The sequence below is a fragment of the Parasphingorhabdus sp. W113 genome, from assembly GCF_055693205.1.
In genome coordinates this window covers 2,916,889-2,931,890 of record NZ_CM146328.1, presented here as the reverse complement: position 1 = coordinate 2,931,890, position 15,002 = coordinate 2,916,889, and the positions used below count along the sequence as shown (strand labels likewise).

16 protein-coding genes are annotated in these 15,002 nt (G+C 58.1%); 9 read left to right on the top strand and 7 right to left on the bottom strand.

Annotation, left to right across the window (positions count from 1 at the left end):
* Nucleotides 1-46 precede the first annotated feature (46 nt).
* The 3 genes from ACZ1GS_RS14165 to ACZ1GS_RS14155 are packed head-to-tail and all read left to right on the top strand — an operon-like array spanning nucleotide 47 to nucleotide 2,296.
* Nucleotides 47-1,186 carry a hypothetical protein gene (locus ACZ1GS_RS14165; RefSeq protein WP_472695815.1) on the top strand — a complete coding sequence of 380 codons (1,140 nt, stop codon included), beginning with the start codon at nucleotides 47-49 and terminating at the stop codon, nucleotides 1,184-1,186.
* Nucleotides 1,080-1,721 (top strand): M3 family metallopeptidase, encoded by a 642-nt coding sequence (locus tag ACZ1GS_RS14160; RefSeq protein WP_472695814.1) that lies wholly within the window; start codon nucleotides 1,080-1,082, stop codon nucleotides 1,719-1,721. Before ACZ1GS_RS14165 ends, ACZ1GS_RS14160 begins: the two co-directional genes overlap by 107 nt.
* Nucleotides 1,718-2,296, top strand: a complete 579-nt coding sequence (locus tag ACZ1GS_RS14155) for a M3 family metallopeptidase (RefSeq protein WP_472695813.1) — start codon at nucleotides 1,718-1,720, stop codon at nucleotides 2,294-2,296. Before ACZ1GS_RS14160 ends, ACZ1GS_RS14155 begins: the two co-directional genes overlap by 4 nt.
* A gap of 91 nt (nucleotides 2,297-2,387) precedes the next feature.
* Here the strand turns inward: ACZ1GS_RS14155 and ACZ1GS_RS14150 are convergent, their stop codons facing one another.
* On the bottom strand, nucleotides 2,388-3,554 hold the full coding sequence (locus tag ACZ1GS_RS14150; protein WP_472695812.1) for a serine hydrolase domain-containing protein: 1,167 nt from the start codon (nucleotides 3,552-3,554) through the stop codon (nucleotides 2,388-2,390).
* Nucleotides 3,555-3,730: 176 nt separating this feature from the next.
* On the opposite strand from ACZ1GS_RS14150, the gene ACZ1GS_RS14145 reads away from it, so the two are divergent.
* Nucleotides 3,731-4,639, top strand: a complete 909-nt coding sequence (locus ACZ1GS_RS14145) for a haloalkane dehalogenase (protein WP_472695811.1) — start codon at nucleotides 3,731-3,733, stop codon at nucleotides 4,637-4,639.
* 9 nt (nucleotides 4,640-4,648) lie between these two features.
* Here ACZ1GS_RS14145 and ACZ1GS_RS14140 read toward each other — a convergent pair whose 3' ends face one another.
* The 3 genes from ACZ1GS_RS14140 to ACZ1GS_RS14130 form a co-directional block, all read right to left on the bottom strand.
* Nucleotides 4,649-4,852 (bottom strand): hypothetical protein, encoded by a 204-nt coding sequence (locus tag ACZ1GS_RS14140; protein WP_472695810.1) that lies wholly within the window; start codon nucleotides 4,850-4,852, stop codon nucleotides 4,649-4,651.
* A 338-nt stretch (nucleotides 4,853-5,190) separates the two neighbouring features.
* On the bottom strand, nucleotides 5,191-6,027 hold the full coding sequence (locus ACZ1GS_RS14135) for a S1/P1 nuclease (RefSeq protein WP_472695809.1): 837 nt from the start codon (nucleotides 6,025-6,027) through the stop codon (nucleotides 5,191-5,193).
* A gap of 76 nt (nucleotides 6,028-6,103) precedes the next feature.
* Nucleotides 6,104-7,642 carry an acyl-CoA carboxylase subunit beta gene (locus ACZ1GS_RS14130; RefSeq protein ID WP_472695808.1) on the bottom strand — a complete coding sequence of 513 codons (1,539 nt, stop codon included), beginning with the start codon at nucleotides 7,640-7,642 and terminating at the stop codon, nucleotides 6,104-6,106.
* 86 nt (nucleotides 7,643-7,728) lie between these two features.
* Between ACZ1GS_RS14130 and ACZ1GS_RS14125 the strand changes: the two genes are divergently transcribed.
* Both ACZ1GS_RS14125 and ACZ1GS_RS14120 read left to right on the top strand, forming a co-directional pair.
* A complete protein-coding gene (locus tag ACZ1GS_RS14125; protein ID WP_472695807.1) occupies nucleotides 7,729-7,923 on the top strand; it encodes a hypothetical protein in 195 nt (64 codons plus the stop codon).
* Complete coding sequence (locus ACZ1GS_RS14120) at nucleotides 7,920-8,819, top strand: fatty acid desaturase (protein WP_472695806.1); 900 nt, start codon at nucleotides 7,920-7,922, stop codon at nucleotides 8,817-8,819. Before ACZ1GS_RS14125 ends, ACZ1GS_RS14120 begins: the two co-directional genes overlap by 4 nt.
* Before the next feature lie 57 nt (nucleotides 8,820-8,876).
* Here the strand turns inward: ACZ1GS_RS14120 and ACZ1GS_RS14115 are convergent, their stop codons facing one another.
* Complete coding sequence (locus ACZ1GS_RS14115) at nucleotides 8,877-10,010, bottom strand: isoaspartyl peptidase/L-asparaginase family protein (RefSeq protein ID WP_472695805.1); 1,134 nt, start codon at nucleotides 10,008-10,010, stop codon at nucleotides 8,877-8,879.
* Nucleotides 10,011-10,090: 80 nt separating this feature from the next.
* Entirely contained in the window at nucleotides 10,091-10,756 is a 666-nt protein-coding gene (locus ACZ1GS_RS14110; RefSeq protein ID WP_472695804.1) for an SDR family oxidoreductase, read from the bottom strand.
* 116 nt (nucleotides 10,757-10,872) lie between these two features.
* Between ACZ1GS_RS14110 and ispG the strand changes: the two genes are divergently transcribed.
* Nucleotides 10,873-12,006 (top strand): flavodoxin-dependent (E)-4-hydroxy-3-methylbut-2-enyl-diphosphate synthase, encoded by a 1,134-nt coding sequence (ispG, locus tag ACZ1GS_RS14105; RefSeq protein ID WP_472695803.1) that lies wholly within the window; start codon nucleotides 10,873-10,875, stop codon nucleotides 12,004-12,006.
* Nucleotides 12,007-12,018: 12 nt separating this feature from the next.
* On the opposite strand, the gene ACZ1GS_RS14100 is transcribed toward ispG, so the two are convergent.
* Nucleotides 12,019-12,534, bottom strand: a complete 516-nt coding sequence (locus ACZ1GS_RS14100; protein WP_472695802.1) for an RrF2 family transcriptional regulator — start codon at nucleotides 12,532-12,534, stop codon at nucleotides 12,019-12,021.
* Nucleotides 12,535-12,607: 73 nt separating this feature from the next.
* Here ACZ1GS_RS14100 and ACZ1GS_RS14095 point away from each other — a divergent pair, with 73 nt between their 5' ends.
* Both ACZ1GS_RS14095 and ACZ1GS_RS14090 read left to right on the top strand, forming a co-directional pair.
* Complete coding sequence (locus ACZ1GS_RS14095) at nucleotides 12,608-13,534, top strand: hypothetical protein (protein ID WP_472695801.1); 927 nt, start codon at nucleotides 12,608-12,610, stop codon at nucleotides 13,532-13,534.
* A 55-nt stretch (nucleotides 13,535-13,589) separates the two neighbouring features.
* A complete protein-coding gene (locus ACZ1GS_RS14090; RefSeq protein ID WP_472695800.1) occupies nucleotides 13,590-14,999 on the top strand; it encodes an NAD(P)-binding protein in 1,410 nt (469 codons plus the stop codon).
* Nucleotides 15,000-15,002: the final 3 nt, after the last annotated feature.

Genomic DNA, 15,002 nt, shown 5'->3' with positions numbered 1-15,002 from the left:
ATTACCGGGTCCAACCTTTCGGACCCGATCTATTGGAGAGACATAAATGCGATTTTCAGTTTCCAGCAGCAAATTTTTCCTGGGTGTGTCCACCGCCGCCCTGCTCGGTATTGGTAGCCCGGCGCTTGCCGATCATCACGGCAAGAAAATGACCACCGCGGATCTCAATCGCATGAGTGCCAATGGAAATAGTGGAATGAAAAAAACTTCTGACGATGCCGCGGAAAACAGCATTTTGCAGGAATGGACCGGACCCTATGACGGTGTGCCGCCCTGGGATGAGGTGAAAGTCTCCGACTTCCCGGCTGCTTTCCAGACCTTGATGGATGAGGGCAAGAAGGAAGCGGAAGCCATATTGTCCAGCCCGGAACCGGCAACATTCGACAATTTCATGGTGCCGTGGGAATTGGCCGGATCAAAAGCCAATGAGGTTTTTGCTCTGTTCGGTGTGCATGCGAGCAACCTGTCCAACGCGGAAGTCCGCAAGGTTCAAGGCGAATGGCTGCCGAAAGTCTCTGCCTTTTTCAATGAGATCCAACTCGATCCGCGGCTGTTTCAGAAAACCAAGCAAGTCTATGACAATCTCGAAACATCCGGCCTCAACGCGCAGCAGAAACGGCTGGTCACGCGCCAGTATGAATCGCTGGTGCGCAATGGCGCCGAACTTGAAGGCGATGACAAGAAAGAACTGATCCGCCTCAACACCGAGCTGTCCAAGGCGTTTAACGAATTTTCGAACAAGGTTCTGGCGGACGAAGAAACCTATATCTATCTGACCGACGAAGCCGAACTGGCCGGTCTGCCCGACAGCTTCATTGCATCGATCAAGGGCGCTGCGGAAGCGCAGAAGAAAGACGGTTGGGCGCTGAAGAACACCCGGTCGGTGATGCAGCCGTTCCTGCAAAACTCGACCCGCCGGGATCTCCGTGAAAAGGTTTATAACGCTTATATTAATCGCGGCGACAATGGCGACGATAATGATACCAATGCGACGATCGCCAAGATCCTGAAATTGCGGGCCGACCGCGCCAAATTGCTCGGATCTCGAGACCCACGCCCATTACCGCATGGCCGATACCATGGCTCAGACACCGGAAGCCGCGATGGACCTGATGATGAAGGTCTGGCCGGCAGCGGTTGCCCGGGTGAAGGAAGAAGTCGCGGACATGCAGCAGGTTGCCGATGAATCCGGCGCCAATATCACCATCGCCCCATGGGATTATCGCTTTTACGCCGAGAAAGTGCGCAAGGCGAAATATGACCTCGATGAAGCCGAGATCAAACCCTATTTCAAACTGGATAATATGGTCGACGCGATGTTTGACGCCGCGGGCAAGCTCTATGGCATGACCTTTACCGAGAATACCGGCACGGTTCCGGTGTTCGAACCAAAGGTGCGCACCTTTGAAGTGAAGCGTGGAGACCGGGTGATCGGCCTCTTCTACCTCGACAATTTTGCCCGGGAAGGCAAACGATCGGGCGCGTGGATGACCACCTATCGCAGCCAGAACAAGCTGAGCGGCAAGAACCGCTATATCTTTGCGTCAAACAACAATAATTTTGTCGAAGGTGGCGAAGGTCAGCCGACCCTGATCAGTCTTGATGATGCGGCAACCTTGTTCCATGAATTTGGCCATGCGCTGCACTATCTCAACTATGACATCACCTATCCCGGCTTCGGCGGGACACCGCGGATTTCGTCGAATATCCAAGTCAGGTGAATGAGAACTGGCTGCTGACCCGCTATATTCTCGACAATTATGCGAAGCATGCCGAAACCGGCGAACCGATGCCGCAGGCGTTGGTCGACAAGATCAACAAGTCCAAGACCTTCAATGAAGGCTTTTCGACGGTTGAATATCTGTCCTCGGCCATTGTCGACATGAAGCTGCACAACCGCACCGATCCGGTCACCGATCCGGATGCGTTTGAGCGTGAAACCCTGACGGAAATCGGCATGCCGGATGAGATTGTGATGCGACACCGTTTGCCCCAGTTCAACCACCTTTTCTCGTCCGATGCCTATTCGGCCGGCTATTACAGCTATCTCTGGTCGGAAACGATGGATGCGGACACCTGGGCGGCGTTTGAAGAAGCGGGCGATGTCTGGGACAAGGATGTTGCCGAGCGCTTCCGTTCGATCATCCTCGCAACCGGCAATGAAACCGACCGCAAGGAAGCCTATCGCGCTTTCCGTGGCCGTGATCCCGAGGTTAAATATATCCTCAAGAAGCGCGGCTTCCCGGTGCCCGGTGAGAGTGCCGATGCCGGCAGCAAGGGTGACGCGGTGAAATAAGGCCGGTCATCATCGCCTAATCGAAAAGGGGAGCCGTTGCAGGCTCCCCTTTTTCGTTGGTAGCGCCCCGTTTGCCTCTCGACGGGTTCACTCAATCGCCCAAAGCCTCGACAATCAGTGGTTGCAATATCTGTTCCAGCGCGACGCCAATATCAGCAGTTCCCCGCTCTCCGCGGCGCGCAATGATGGCGAAATAGCCATTGTGAAAATCGATCCATGGGGTCCAGCCGAAGGAGCCCGGGCTGGAGTAGATCCGGGCGTCCGCGCAGGATGGAACAAAAGGCTCTTCATCGCATTCCAGCCAGGCGCCAAGAGCATAGTGCCAGTCGCCGTTTTCCGTCGCGCCGTTCGGGCGGAACAGAAATGTGACATTGCCGGTCCGATCAGCAAGAAAACTGGCCTGATCGACAATTAGCGAACCGTCGAGCAACCCTTGGAGGAACAGGGCATAGTCCCTGCCGGTCGAAACCGCACCGCCGCTGACTCGGGGATTGTTAGGGCGCGGAATGCGATAGGTTGAGCCAGCACTCATCCCCAGAAACGAAGCGATATTTTCCTGGAAAATCGCTTCAAATGACTGGCCAGTGGCTTGCTCTGCCATCGCTGCGGCAATTTGCATATGGTGTGGGCCATAAGCATAAGCGGTGCCCGGGTCTGTTGCGATGCCGTTTGTGTAAATCTCCTCGGCGCAGGCGAGGATCGTGGTGGTCGAGTCCTCAATACAACCGCTGACGGCGGGGTTGGCATTGAATCCCGAAGTAAAGGACAAGAGCTGTGCCAGTGTCACCTGCGATCGTGGGTCTGCCGGGTCGCTGGTCCAGAAGGTCAGATGGTCCTGAGGATGGTCCTCAAGCCGCATCACGCCGGCGTCGACCAGCCGCATGATCGTTGCGGCGGTGTACCATTTGCTCGCCGAAGCGATAGGAACGGGATCGGTGACCGAGAATCCGCCTTTTTCATATTGCAGGAGAGTTCCCGACGCATCGCCAATGATCAGCGCGAAAGCCGGATCGTCAAACGCTTCGGCAGCGGCAATCACCGGTTCAAAATCCGGTGGTGCCGGAGTCGGGACCGGTGTCGGCGGCGGCGCAGGCGTTGGCGGTGGTGGCGTCGGGCTGGGACCGGTTGGTGGCAGACTGATTGGCGCGCTCGCCGTGCTGCTGTCCCCGCCGCCGCAGGCCAGGCATAGCAAGCACAGGCTCAGGGCAGCGGTCCGGCGGGTTTGTTTCAGGGCATCGGAAATGAGATATGCTGTCATCAGACACTCGCGTTATCCAGCTGCGGGTGATGCAGCTATTGTTCCAACGAGCCCCGAGCGGAAATCCTTCGCGGCATCTGCATTATTGGGGTCAGCCGGTGCAAATATGCGCGCTTGACCGGACTGCGCAGCGATGACAAGTTTCGAATCGCAACCTGAGAGAGGATCCCCAAGCCATGACCATCAACGCCGTCCGCACCCCCGATGACCGCTTTGCCGATATTCCCGATTTTGATTATCCGGTCCATTATGCAGACGATTTGCCCGGCTATGAAGGGCTGCGCGCCGCCTGGATTGATGAGGGTGCGAAAGACGCCGATCGTACCTTTTTATGTTTGCACGGTGAACCGAGCTGGTCGTTTCTCTATCGGCGGATGATTCCGGTTTTTCTGGAAAGCGGTGCACGGGTTGTCGCGCCGGATTTCTTCGGCTTTGGCCGGTCTGACAAGCCGACCGAACTGGATGACTACACGTTTGATTTTCATCGTGACTATATATTGGCGTTGGTCGAGCGGCTCGACCTCAGGAATATCACGCTGGTGGTGCAGGACTGGGGTGGTCTGATCGGACTGACCTTGCCGGTTGATGCCAAATTCAAGGCGCGGCTCTCGCGGCTGATCGTGATGAATACCGGACTGGGTCTTGGCCGCACACCGGGCGATGGCTTTAACGCGTGGAAGGAGTTCGCGCTCAACACACCGGAGTTCAAGACCGGCCAGATTATCGCGAGCGGTACGCCGCATCTCACCGAGCAGGAAATCGCAGCCTATGACGCGCCGTTTCCGGATCCCAGCTATCAGGCCGGCGCGCGCAAATTCCCGGCGCTGGTCCCGGTATCGCCGGAAATGGATGGTGTCGAAGTCAGCACCAAAGCGGCGGCGTTCTGGCAAAAGGAATGGCAGGGCGAGAGCTTCATGGCGATTGGGGACGCCGATCCAGTTCTGGGACCGCCGGCGATGATGAGCCTGCGCCAATTGATCAACGGCTGCCCCGAACCGATGATGATCGAAGGCGGTGGCCATTTCGTGCAAGAGTGGGGCGAACCCATTGCCCGCGCCGCCCTCGCAAAATTCGGCGATCTCTAGACGTCAGGCTCAGGCCGCCATCGCGGTTTTGCTGAAGCTTTCGGTGAAGCGTGGTTCCATGGGCTGGCTGGAGACAATGGCGAGCGGCAATGCGGTTTCGCAATGCGCACATTCGGCGCTGAACCGGCCGACATGCCAATGGGATTTCCCGCAGCCGGGGCAGCGATTGACGATATCGAGATGATACATCGGCTGGTAGCCGCGCTGGGTCACTTCCAGGGCGCTGGATTTTGCAGAATCAGCCCCAGCATCGTGAGGGCGATTAACGAATGATCGTGGGGATAAATACATCGTTCTTCCTTCTTCTTGTTGCTCGTTGGACTACGCGTGATACTAAAATTGGCGGCTGAATTGCCGGTGAACCGTTTGTTTCAATAGACGAAATGTGGCTGGCTCGTCGATTTTTGAATAGGATTTATCCGCCATATCAGGGTGACAAAGCGCACATCTGTCCCCAAGCGATTGATTTCAATCACTAAAAAAGTGTAAATAACTGGCAGTTTTCCGGGCTGTTTCTTTACAGAGATGATTAACTCTGTTGAGAGATATGCTTAATTCAACGCCTCATCCAGCAAGCGGGCGAGTCGCAATCCCGCGCGTTCGATCTGCAGCCGGGCAACGGGCACCAGCGCTTTGATCTCTTCATTGTCAATCAGCCCCCGTTCGGTCAGTTTCGCGCCACAGGATTGCTTGTCCTCGGCGGTGGGATAGCTGTAGTCACGGGCCACCTGCCAGGCTTCTCTGGCCCAGTCTTCGGTGGTTCCGACGGCCTGAGCGGCTTTTTCGGCGGCGCTGTACTGCCGAACCATATCAGGGCCATCGGTGATGGCGCGTTCAGCGAGCGGACCATCCCACAGCCAGTGCAGATTCATCCGCCCGGTTATCGCCCCATAAGCCGCGCGAACATCATTGCCACCGCGATCGCTGCGGTCACCGCTGTGCAGGGGCATGTGCATGTCACCGACGAAATGAACCAGAAAGCTTAACGCTTCGAGCCGGATATGGGCGGGCAGCGTCTTGTCGTTAAGCAAAGCGCTGTTGCGATCAATCTGGGCGGAAACACAATTGCCGTTGCGGCATGCCGATTTCATATCAAACGGCTTGCAGATGTCGACATTCTGATAATGCCACGGCGCGGTATAGCCCCAGCGCAAGCGGTCACGACGGACACAATCGGGCCACACACTGGCATCACCAATGGTCTTGAGGTCACATTGCGGCGTGCCGAGCAGGGCGGCCGATTGGAACAGGCGATTCATCCGCGCCCGGGTTATTGGCGCGATGTTTTCATCGGTAATGCTAGCGATCGTGCGGTGGGCAAACTCGCCATAGGCCAGAGCCGGGGCGGGCAGGCAAAGCAGGATGAGAATCAGGATTTTTTTCAGCATGATATCCCTATGCGCTGTTTAGATTACAGCAATGTGTAGGGATTTGCGATGCACAAGCAAATGCAGAAAATAAATGCTATTCGGTTTCCAGTTTTTGCCAGGCCAAATCGGCAAATTCGCACAAGAGCGGGCGGGTATCGCGCGGGTCGATGATGTCCTCGACGCTGAAATGCTCGGCCGTGCGGAACGGGGATGTGACCTGATTGAGCTTGGCCTTGATTTCTGCCAGCCGGGCGGAAGGATCTTTCGCTGCTTCGATATCCGCCTTGTAGGCGACTTCCAGGCCGCCCGCTATGGGCAGTGATCCCCAGTCGCCGGACGGCCAGGCGAAACGATATTGGAAATTTTCGGCATTGGACATAGCCGAGCCGGCAATCCCGTAGGCGCGGCGGACGATGACGCTCGCCCAGGGCACGGTGGCTTTATACACTGCATTCATGGCCTGCACACCGTAGCGAATGGTGCCGGTGCGCTCGGCCTCTTCACCGATCATGAAGCCAGGATTATCCACCAGATGGATGACCGGCAGACGAAACTGGTCCGCAAGCTTGGCGAAACGCTCGACCTTTTCCGACGATTTGGCCTCCCACGAGCCGCCGAGAAAACTGGGATCATTGGCAAGCACTGCCACCGGATAGCCGTCGAGCCTAGCAAAAGCGGTAATCGCGGCGCGGCCCCAGCGTTTGCCCATTTCAAAGACGCTGCTTTTGCCCTGAGGATCGCGATCGAACACCGATTCCATGATCTTGCGCATGGAATAGACCTGTTTGTCTTTTTTCGGCACCGCCGACAACAGACTCTCGTCCCGGCGACCGACCGGATCGCTGCTCTGCGTCCGCGCGGCGCGCTGGGTCACATTGCTGGGCAGATAGGACAGGAATTTCCGCGCGGTGGCGAACGCTTCCGCTTCGCTGGCGACTTCCTCGTCAACCACGCCATTGGTGGTGTGAATGTCGGAGCCACCCAGTTCTTCCTTGGTTAGCGTGTCGCCAATCGCGGCGGCAACGGCGGGCCCGGCGGCAAACAGCTGGGACAGGCCGCGCACCATGATCGAGTAATGGCTGGCTACCGTGCGGGCAGCGCCCATGCCGGCGGTTGGCCCAAGGGCCAGCGCGACCACCGGAACGGTTTCCTGATTTTTGATAATATCATCCCAGCCGGGAACAGCGGGAACATAGGTAAAACCCATGTCTTCGAGACTCTTGACCGATCCCCCGCCACCCGTGCCGTCGATCATCCGGATCATTGGAATGCCCAGCGTATGGGCCATTTTCTCGCATTGCACGAACTTGCGATGCAGCGCCGCATCGGCGGCGCCGCCGCGGACCGTGAAATCGTCGGCGCTGGCGACGACCGGGCGGCCTTCGATATTTGCACGGCCGAAAATCAGGTTGCTGGGTGAAAAATCCTCAAATTCGGCCTTGTCATTATAGCGTCCCCGCCCGGCAATCTTGCCGATCTCGCGAAATGAGTCTTCGTCGACAATCCCGGCGATGCGCGCGCGGGCGTCCAGTTTGCCGCGCCCATGCTGGCGCGAGACTTTTTCCTCTCCGCCCATTTTCTCGGCGAGCCGCTGGCGCTCGGCCAATTCTTCCAGTTCGGGTTTCCATGTCATGCGGCGACCTTAACCAGACGATTAAAAAAGGCAAACTTGGATTTGCTGACATGATTGTTTACAAGAGGCAGTCAAAGGAGGCGTTGATGGAGAAGCTGCTCGCCGCGATCTTGAAATTTCTACCGTTGCTCTTTGCCTTCGGCTTCGTGGTGCCGGTTCTGGCCCAGGCCAGCATGGCGCTCGGCTGGACGCCACCGCTGGGTTTGAGCCCTCTCACTATTGCATTGATTGTCGGTGGCGGATGGGGCCTGTTTGCGCAGATTAAGGGGCGCTGGATATGAGCGTGCTTGATCCAGTTGCGATCCCGACGGACCTGACGCGGCTGTCTGATGGCGAGCTGATGAAACTGGAGCGCGACATCGCACGCCGGCATAGCGGCATGTTCCCCTGGCTGATGGTGGTTTGGGCCTTTGGCAATCTAGCCTTCTGGCTCGCGCTCTGGCCGCTGATATTGCTGGATATCATTCCGCTGTGGCTGGGTTTCATCCTGTCGACGATCAGCCTGTCGCTGGTCTATTTGCCGACCCATGATGCGCAGCATGATATTATCGCGCGACCGGGTCAGAAACTGCGCTGGCTCAATGAACTGGTCGGCCATGCCACGACCTGGATGATCGTCAATCCCTTCCAGGTGCTGCGCCTGACCCATCTCGATCATCATCGCTATGCCAATGACCCGGAGCGCGATCCGGACTATAGCAGCCACGCGCCTGGTCCCTGGTCGGCGATCTGGAAGTCAATCCGCCAGCGCCAACCCGATGGCCAACGCTCGGGGGATTATCTGAAAGCGCTCGAGCGGGCAGGCCGCACCGACCTGATCATATTGGCGATTGCTTATAAGCTCGGCCATTTCGCGATTTTATTTGCGCTAGCCTGGTCGGGTTTTGCTCTGGAGGCGCTGCTTCTCTGGTGGTTGCCGCTGCAGATTGCGCTCACCTATATTGTGTTTTTCCTGTCCTGGGCACCGCATCATCCCGGTATCGCGCAGGGGCGCTATCGCGACACCAGAAGCTGGAAGTCGCGGGTCGGCAATCTCGGTTCCATGGGCATGCAATTTCATATCGTCCATCATCTCCATCCCTATATCCCGCTCGACCGAACCCCGGCCGCCTATCGGGAAATGCAACCGATTCTCGAAGCAAGAGGATGTGACTTGGGAGATTGGCAAGGCGATTGATGCGCTGCCGGCCCGTGCGGAAAATCGCGTCGTACTCTTGATCGATTGAAGCGCCGGCTATTGTTCGTCGCCGTAAATGCCCACCATTTTTACGCCTTCGCTGTCCGCGCGGCCGCGATACATGCCGGGCGTGTTGAAGCTGAACAAAGACTGCCCCCAAGGCGTGGTCAGGATGATCCCGCCGGTGCCCCCAAGCCCGCCCATTTCGGCGATAACCGCATCGGCAATTTTCTGGGCTTCCGCTTCGGGAAAAGGAAATTCGCTGGCGTGGATATAATTTTCGGGCACGCCGCCCTTGCCCTTGGGCATGGCTTTGCGCGCGTCGCTAAGCAGCTCCCGGAATCGTATCCGGATCCGCGTGCAGATTTCATGGGCAACGCCGACGCGGATGAAGTATTCTCCCGAGCCCGTGGCACTCACGGCGCAGCTGCGATTGTCGGCATAGGTGCCTGCTCCGATGATCGGTGAATCGCCGATCCGGCCCCAGCGCTTGCCGGTCATGCCGCCGGTCGAAGTGCCCGCGGCCATATTGCCTTCGCGGTCGAGCGCCACCGCGCCGACTGTGCCGAATTTATAATCCACGTCTTTTGCGCTGACCTGTTTGGCGCGGACATTCTCAATTTGCTGCAATCGCCGCGGCGTGCTGTAATAGGCCGGTTCAACCTGTTCCAGCTGCTGCTCGCGGCTGAACTGGTTCGCCCCGGAGCCGGAGAGCAGGACATGCGGGCTGTTGTCTTTCACGGCGCGAGCCAGCAGAATCGGATTTTTGGTACCGTTGATCCCGGCGACCGCCCCGGCCGACCGGTCACTGCCATCCATGATACTCGCGTCCAGCTCGTTGGTCTTGTCCCAGGTGAATACCGCGCCTTTGCCCGCGTTGAAATTGGGGTCATCCTCGAGAATCATGATCGTGGCGGTGATTGCATCCATTGCGCTGCCGCCCGCGTCGAGCACCTTGGAGCCAGCCTCCAGCGCCTTGTTCAGTGCGGCGCGGATTTCGGCATCTTTCTCTGGCGTAATCCGATCCCGATTGATCGTCCCGGCGCCGCCATGGAGAGCGATCGACCAGCTATTTTCTCCTGCGGATTGCGAAGCGGTGTCAGCGGTTTGCGCCGCGGCGGTTTCACCGATAGCAGCGGCGGTGAGGGCGGTGATCGCAACAAAAGAGGTGATGATAGCGCGGGTGAACATGATGCGGCTCCTTTGCGACAGGTTTAGCATCAAATACCGACGCCGCAACAGCTGCGCTGCCGATCAAATTCTCCGTAAGACTACCAGGGAATTTCGCGGCCGCTATAGTCGTAAAACGCGCCGGTCTGTGCATGTTCGAGATTGTCGATCACCTTCCGCATGCCGCTGACGCTTTCTTCGGGGGCCAGGTCGGCGTGCGGGCCGCCCATGTCGGTCCGCACCCAGCCGGGATGCAGCATGGCCAGCGTCAGACCGTCGTCTTTCCATTTGTTGGACAGCGATTTCCAGGCCTGATTGACCGCCGCCTTGCTGGATCGATAATAGAGCATCTCGCTGCTGTCATTCTCGGCAATGCTGCCGACCTGGCTCGAGATAACGACCATTTTCTTGCCGTCCGAGCGAGCGACATTGTCCTTCACCGCATTGGCGAGCTGCACCGGTGCCACGACGTTGACATTGAACAGATCCAGCCAGCCTTCGCGATCAAAGTCCTGCGGACCATAAATGCCGGCATTGTTGATGAAGAGATCGACGGGCTGACGGCCCAATTCACGGGTGAAACGTTTGATACTGTCATCATCGGCCGCGTCCAGGTGGATCGTTTTGGCATTGCTGATGGCGTTCAGCTGCTCCGCCTTGTCCGGTTCGCGCGCGGTGCCGATCACGTCCCAGCCATTGTCAGCATATTGCTGTGCCATTTCGAGCCCGATGCCGCGATTGGCGCCGGTGATTAATACGGTTCCCATGATCTTTCCCTTCCAGCGGTGCGATTTTTCAGGGTCAAAAGGCAATCGCCCCTCGCACCTGTCCTATGAAACCGCTATATAGCGATCCAACAGCAATATTGTTACAGGTTTCCCATATGACCACCGATAATCCTTCCTTGCGTCCATGGCGTGACATTGACCGCCGCAAAAGCCGCCAGATCATGGTCGGGGATGTGCCGGTGGGTGGCGATGCGCCGATTACGGTGCAAACCATGACCAACACGCTGACCTCGGATGCGAAGGCGACGATCGACCAGATCCGGCGCTGCGAAGAGGCAGGTGTGGATATCATCCGCGTCTCCTGTCCGGATGTCGAGAGCACCACGGCGCTGAAGCAGATTGTCCGCGCCAGCCAGGTGCCGATCGTTGCGGATATTCATTTTCACTATAAGCGCGGGATCGAAGCGGCCGAGGCGGGCGCGGCCTGTTTGCGGATCAATCCCGGCAATATCGGATCATCGGACCGGGTGAAGGAGGTCGTTGATGCGGCCAAGGCCAATGGCTGTGCGATCCGAATCGGTGTGAACGCCGGCAGTCTGGAAAAAGATCTGCTGGAAAAATACGGCGAACCGTGCCCTGAGGCGCTTGTCGAAAGCGCGCTCGACCATATCAAGATTCTGCAGGATCATGATTTTCATGAATTCAAGGTGGCGGTGAAGGCGTCGGACGTGTTCCTCGCGGTGGCGGCTTATTCGCAGCTTGCCGATGCCGTGGACTGTCCGCTGCATCTCGGGATTACCGAAGCTGGCGGTCTGATCGGTGGGACGGTGAAAAGTTCGATCGGCATGGGCAATCTGCTCTGGGCCGGGATTGGCGACACAATCCGGGTCAGCCTGTCGGCCGAACCTGAAGAAGAGGTGCGCGTCGGCTATGAAATGCTCAAGGCGCTGGGTTTGCGCACCCGCGGCGTGCGTGTGGTCAGCTGTCCGAGCTGTGCGCGCCAGGGCTTTGATGTGATCCGCACCGTGCAGACCCTGGAAGAGCGCCTACAGCACATCCGCACGCCGCTCTCCTTGTCTGTACTTGGTTGCGTGGTAAATGGTCCCGGCGAAGCGCGCGAGACCGATATCGGCATTACCGGCGGCGGCAAGGGCAAGCATATGGTCTATCTGTCGGGTGTTACCGATCACCATGTCGAAGACAGCGACATGGTCGACCATATTGTCAAACTGGTCGAAGCCAAGGCGGCGGAGATTGAAGCCGATGCCGCGCAGGTCGCTGCCGAGTAGACAAGGTTGCGGTCAACCGCTGGTGCCTGATCCGCTGAGCGGCACGGCCTCTGCGCCGAGCCATGCCATGATGTCCTGCAAATGCGCTTGGGTTGAATCCTGGATGACCTGCGTACCGATATCAGCCAGACTGATGGCTTTCAAACTGTCCCGAAACGCCGCTTCTGCCGCCGCAAAGGCCGCCGCAATCTGACACGGGCTTTTACAATCCCTGCGCTTCAGGCCGCACGGCCCGTTCTGGCGAATTTCCGTGCACCGAAAGGCCGGTCCACTGCCTTCGATCGCGGCGGTGATATCCCACAGGCTGATCGCAGTGGCGGACCGGCCCAGCCGATAACCACCGTGAGCGCCGCGCGCAGTCTGCACAATTCCCGCCTTGCTCAACGCCTGGAGCTGTTTCGCCATATAGGCGGTCGGGACGCCATGATAGCGCGCCAGCGCCTCGGCCTTAAGACCGCGTCCTTCGGGCAGTCCGATCATCAACGCCGCCCCGTGCACCGCCCATTCAACACCCTTGGAAATCTGCAATGCTTGACTCTCCCTGCTAATCGGACAATAAATATCCGAATAGCAGGGAGGCTATCACTTCGAAAGGAAAAACATGCAATCAGGACCGATGGATTTTCTCGATCGCACGGCCCAGCTTCTGGTGCTGGCCGTCGGTCTGTTCGCGCTGCTTTTCGGAGCGTTCATGATTATCAGCCCACTCGACTGGTACACCGCTATCCCGACGGTGATCACCACCGGTCCACCGAACAAGCATTTCATCCGCGATATCGGCATCGCTTATGCAAGTTGCGGAGTGATATTGGTCTATGCCAGCGTTCACCTGGCGATGCGCTGGCTGGCGGCCTTTGCTGGCGCGCTCTGGTTGTCGCTGCACGGTGTCTTGCATATTTATGAGGTTTCGGTTGGCATATGCTCGCCATCCGTGTTCTGGGCCGACGCACCTGGTGTGCTTGGTCCGCCCGTGCTGGTCTATCTGGCGCTGGCGATGCTGTTTGTTCGCCGCCGGGTTGCGCCAGCGGGCGTGCCTGATGCGCTCTTTCTGAAGGCCGTTGACCAGATATCACCGGATGAAAGTGCCTATGTCCACGAGATCGCTGGAGCACCGGGCCATGCACTGGAAAAGTTCAAGCATTTCATGCCGGCGAGCAACCATCGGCGCGCGGCTTCGGCCGAATTGCTGGCGGCGGCCCGGATTGGTGCGGTCCTCGTCGAGGATTGTGGTCCTTGCGCGATGACCGCCGCACAGGGCGCCCTGGACGACGGGGTTCCACGCACACAAGTAAACCAGATGCTGTCCGGTGGCCCCAGTGAGGCGTCTGAAACCGCTTTTGCCTTTGGCCAGGCCATTGCCCGCCAATCGGCGGACGCCTTCACTCTCGGTGATGACATAGAAGACCGTTACGGTCGTGTCGTGCGGCTGGAACTGGCCATGGCGGCTGCCACGGTACGGGTCTATCCGGCAATGAAGCGCGGCCTCGGATTATCCCGCGCCTGTTCGCTGACACCGCTCGAAGTTTGATTGCACTCGACGGTATAAGCCCCTAGAAATCCCGGCATCCAGTCCGGGAGTCTTCATGCCATCCATTGAAACCGACTATCTGATCATTGGCAGCGGTGCCGTCGGCATGGCTTTTGCCGACACGCTGCTTGACGAGACCGATGCGCATATCACGATTGTCGATCGCCATGGCAAACCAGGAGGGCACTGGAATGATGCCTATTCCTTTGTGTCGCTGCATCAGCCCTCGGCCTTTTACGGGGTGAATTCGACCGAGCTTGGAAGTGGTGCGATTGATCAGAGCGGAACCAACCAGGGTTTTTACGAACTGGCGACCGGCTCCGAAGTGAACAGCTATTTTGAACGGGTCATGCATCAGCGCTTTCTGCCCAGCGGCAGGGTGCGCTATTTTCCAATGTCGGATTATCTTGGCGACGGCCGCTTTACCTCCTTGTTGTCCGGCGAGGAGACACAGGTCAACATCCGCAAGAAGACCGTCGATGCGACCTATTATGGCACCAATGTACCGGCAACCCACACGCCTAAATTCACCATCGAAGAGGGCGTGACGGTGATCCCGCCCAACGGATTGCCGGGGCTCTGGCAAGGCGCGGGTGCAAGACCCGGCAAATATGTCATTGTCGGCGCTGGCAAGACCGCGATGGATGTCGGTGTCTGGTTGCTGCGTTCCGGAGCTGACCCGGATGATATTATATGGGTCTGTCCGCGGGATTCCTGGCTGCTCAACCGCAACAGCACCCAACCGGGACAGGAATTTTTTCACCAGACGATCGGCGGTCAGCGCGATATCATGGCTGCGCTGGCGCAAGCCGGGACGGTGGATGATCTGTTCGCCCGGCTGGAACAGGCGCAGGTGATGTTGCGGATCGATCCCGAAGTCAAACCGACCATGTTCCACTATGCCACCATGTCGCAAGGGGAAGTCGATATTCTCCGCGCGATCAAAACCGTCGTGCGCATGGGCCGTGTCGAAACGATCAGTGCCACCGGCATGACGCTGGTCGACGGCGAATATCCGGTCGATGCGGATGCGCTCTATATTGATTGTACCGCCACCGCGGTGGAGCGGCGACCGGTGGTGCCGCAATTTCAGAAAGGCCTGATCACGCTGCAGATGATCCGTATTCCACAACCGGCGTTCAGCGCGGCGCTGTCGGCCTTTCTCGAAGCAACCTATGATGATGACGAAACCAAGAACCGGCTGGGTGCTCCCATACCGCTTCCTGACGGCGTAGACGGCTATCCGCTCGCCACGATGACCAATATGATGAACCAGTTTCAATGGTCGCAGGACGAGACGGTCAACAAGTGGATCGTCCAGAGCCGACTGGACGGCTTTGGCAAGATGATCTTCGGTATCGCACCGGATGATCAGGAAAAGCAGGCGGTGCTGCAAGAATTCCGCACCCATGCCATGGCGGCGATGGGGAATATTCCGAAAATCATCGCTCAGGCGGGGGGCTAAGCA

Bases quoted from the DNA above. Each gene is read 5' to 3' on its own strand.
- ACZ1GS_RS14125 (WP_472695807.1), top strand. From the start codon at position 7,729: ATGGAGAAGCTGCTCGCCGCGATCTTGAAATTTCTACCGTTGCTCTTT.
- ACZ1GS_RS14135 (WP_472695809.1), bottom strand. From the start codon at position 6,027: ATGCTGAAAAAAATCCTGATTCTCATCCTGCTTTGCCTGCCCGCCCCG.
- ACZ1GS_RS14165 (WP_472695815.1), top strand. From the start codon at position 47: ATGCGATTTTCAGTTTCCAGCAGCAAATTTTTCCTGGGTGTGTCCACC.
- ACZ1GS_RS14110 (WP_472695804.1), bottom strand. From the start codon at position 10,756: ATGGGAACCGTATTAATCACCGGCGCCAATCGCGGCATCGGGCTCGAA.
- ACZ1GS_RS14090 (WP_472695800.1), top strand. From the start codon at position 13,590: ATGCCATCCATTGAAACCGACTATCTGATCATTGGCAGCGGTGCCGTC.
- ACZ1GS_RS14130 (WP_472695808.1), bottom strand. From the start codon at position 7,642: ATGACATGGAAACCCGAACTGGAAGAATTGGCCGAGCGCCAGCGGCTC.
- ACZ1GS_RS14095 (WP_472695801.1), top strand. From the start codon at position 12,608: ATGCAATCAGGACCGATGGATTTTCTCGATCGCACGGCCCAGCTTCTG.
- ACZ1GS_RS14145 (WP_472695811.1), top strand. From the start codon at position 3,731: ATGACCATCAACGCCGTCCGCACCCCCGATGACCGCTTTGCCGATATT.
- ACZ1GS_RS14150 (WP_472695812.1), bottom strand. From the start codon at position 3,554: ATGACAGCATATCTCATTTCCGATGCCCTGAAACAAACCCGCCGGACC.
- ACZ1GS_RS14120 (WP_472695806.1), top strand. From the start codon at position 7,920: ATGAGCGTGCTTGATCCAGTTGCGATCCCGACGGACCTGACGCGGCTG.
- ispG (WP_472695803.1), top strand. From the start codon at position 10,873: ATGACCACCGATAATCCTTCCTTGCGTCCATGGCGTGACATTGACCGC.
- ACZ1GS_RS14115 (WP_472695805.1), bottom strand. From the start codon at position 10,010: ATGTTCACCCGCGCTATCATCACCTCTTTTGTTGCGATCACCGCCCTC.
- ACZ1GS_RS14160 (WP_472695814.1), top strand. From the start codon at position 1,080: ATGGCTCAGACACCGGAAGCCGCGATGGACCTGATGATGAAGGTCTGG.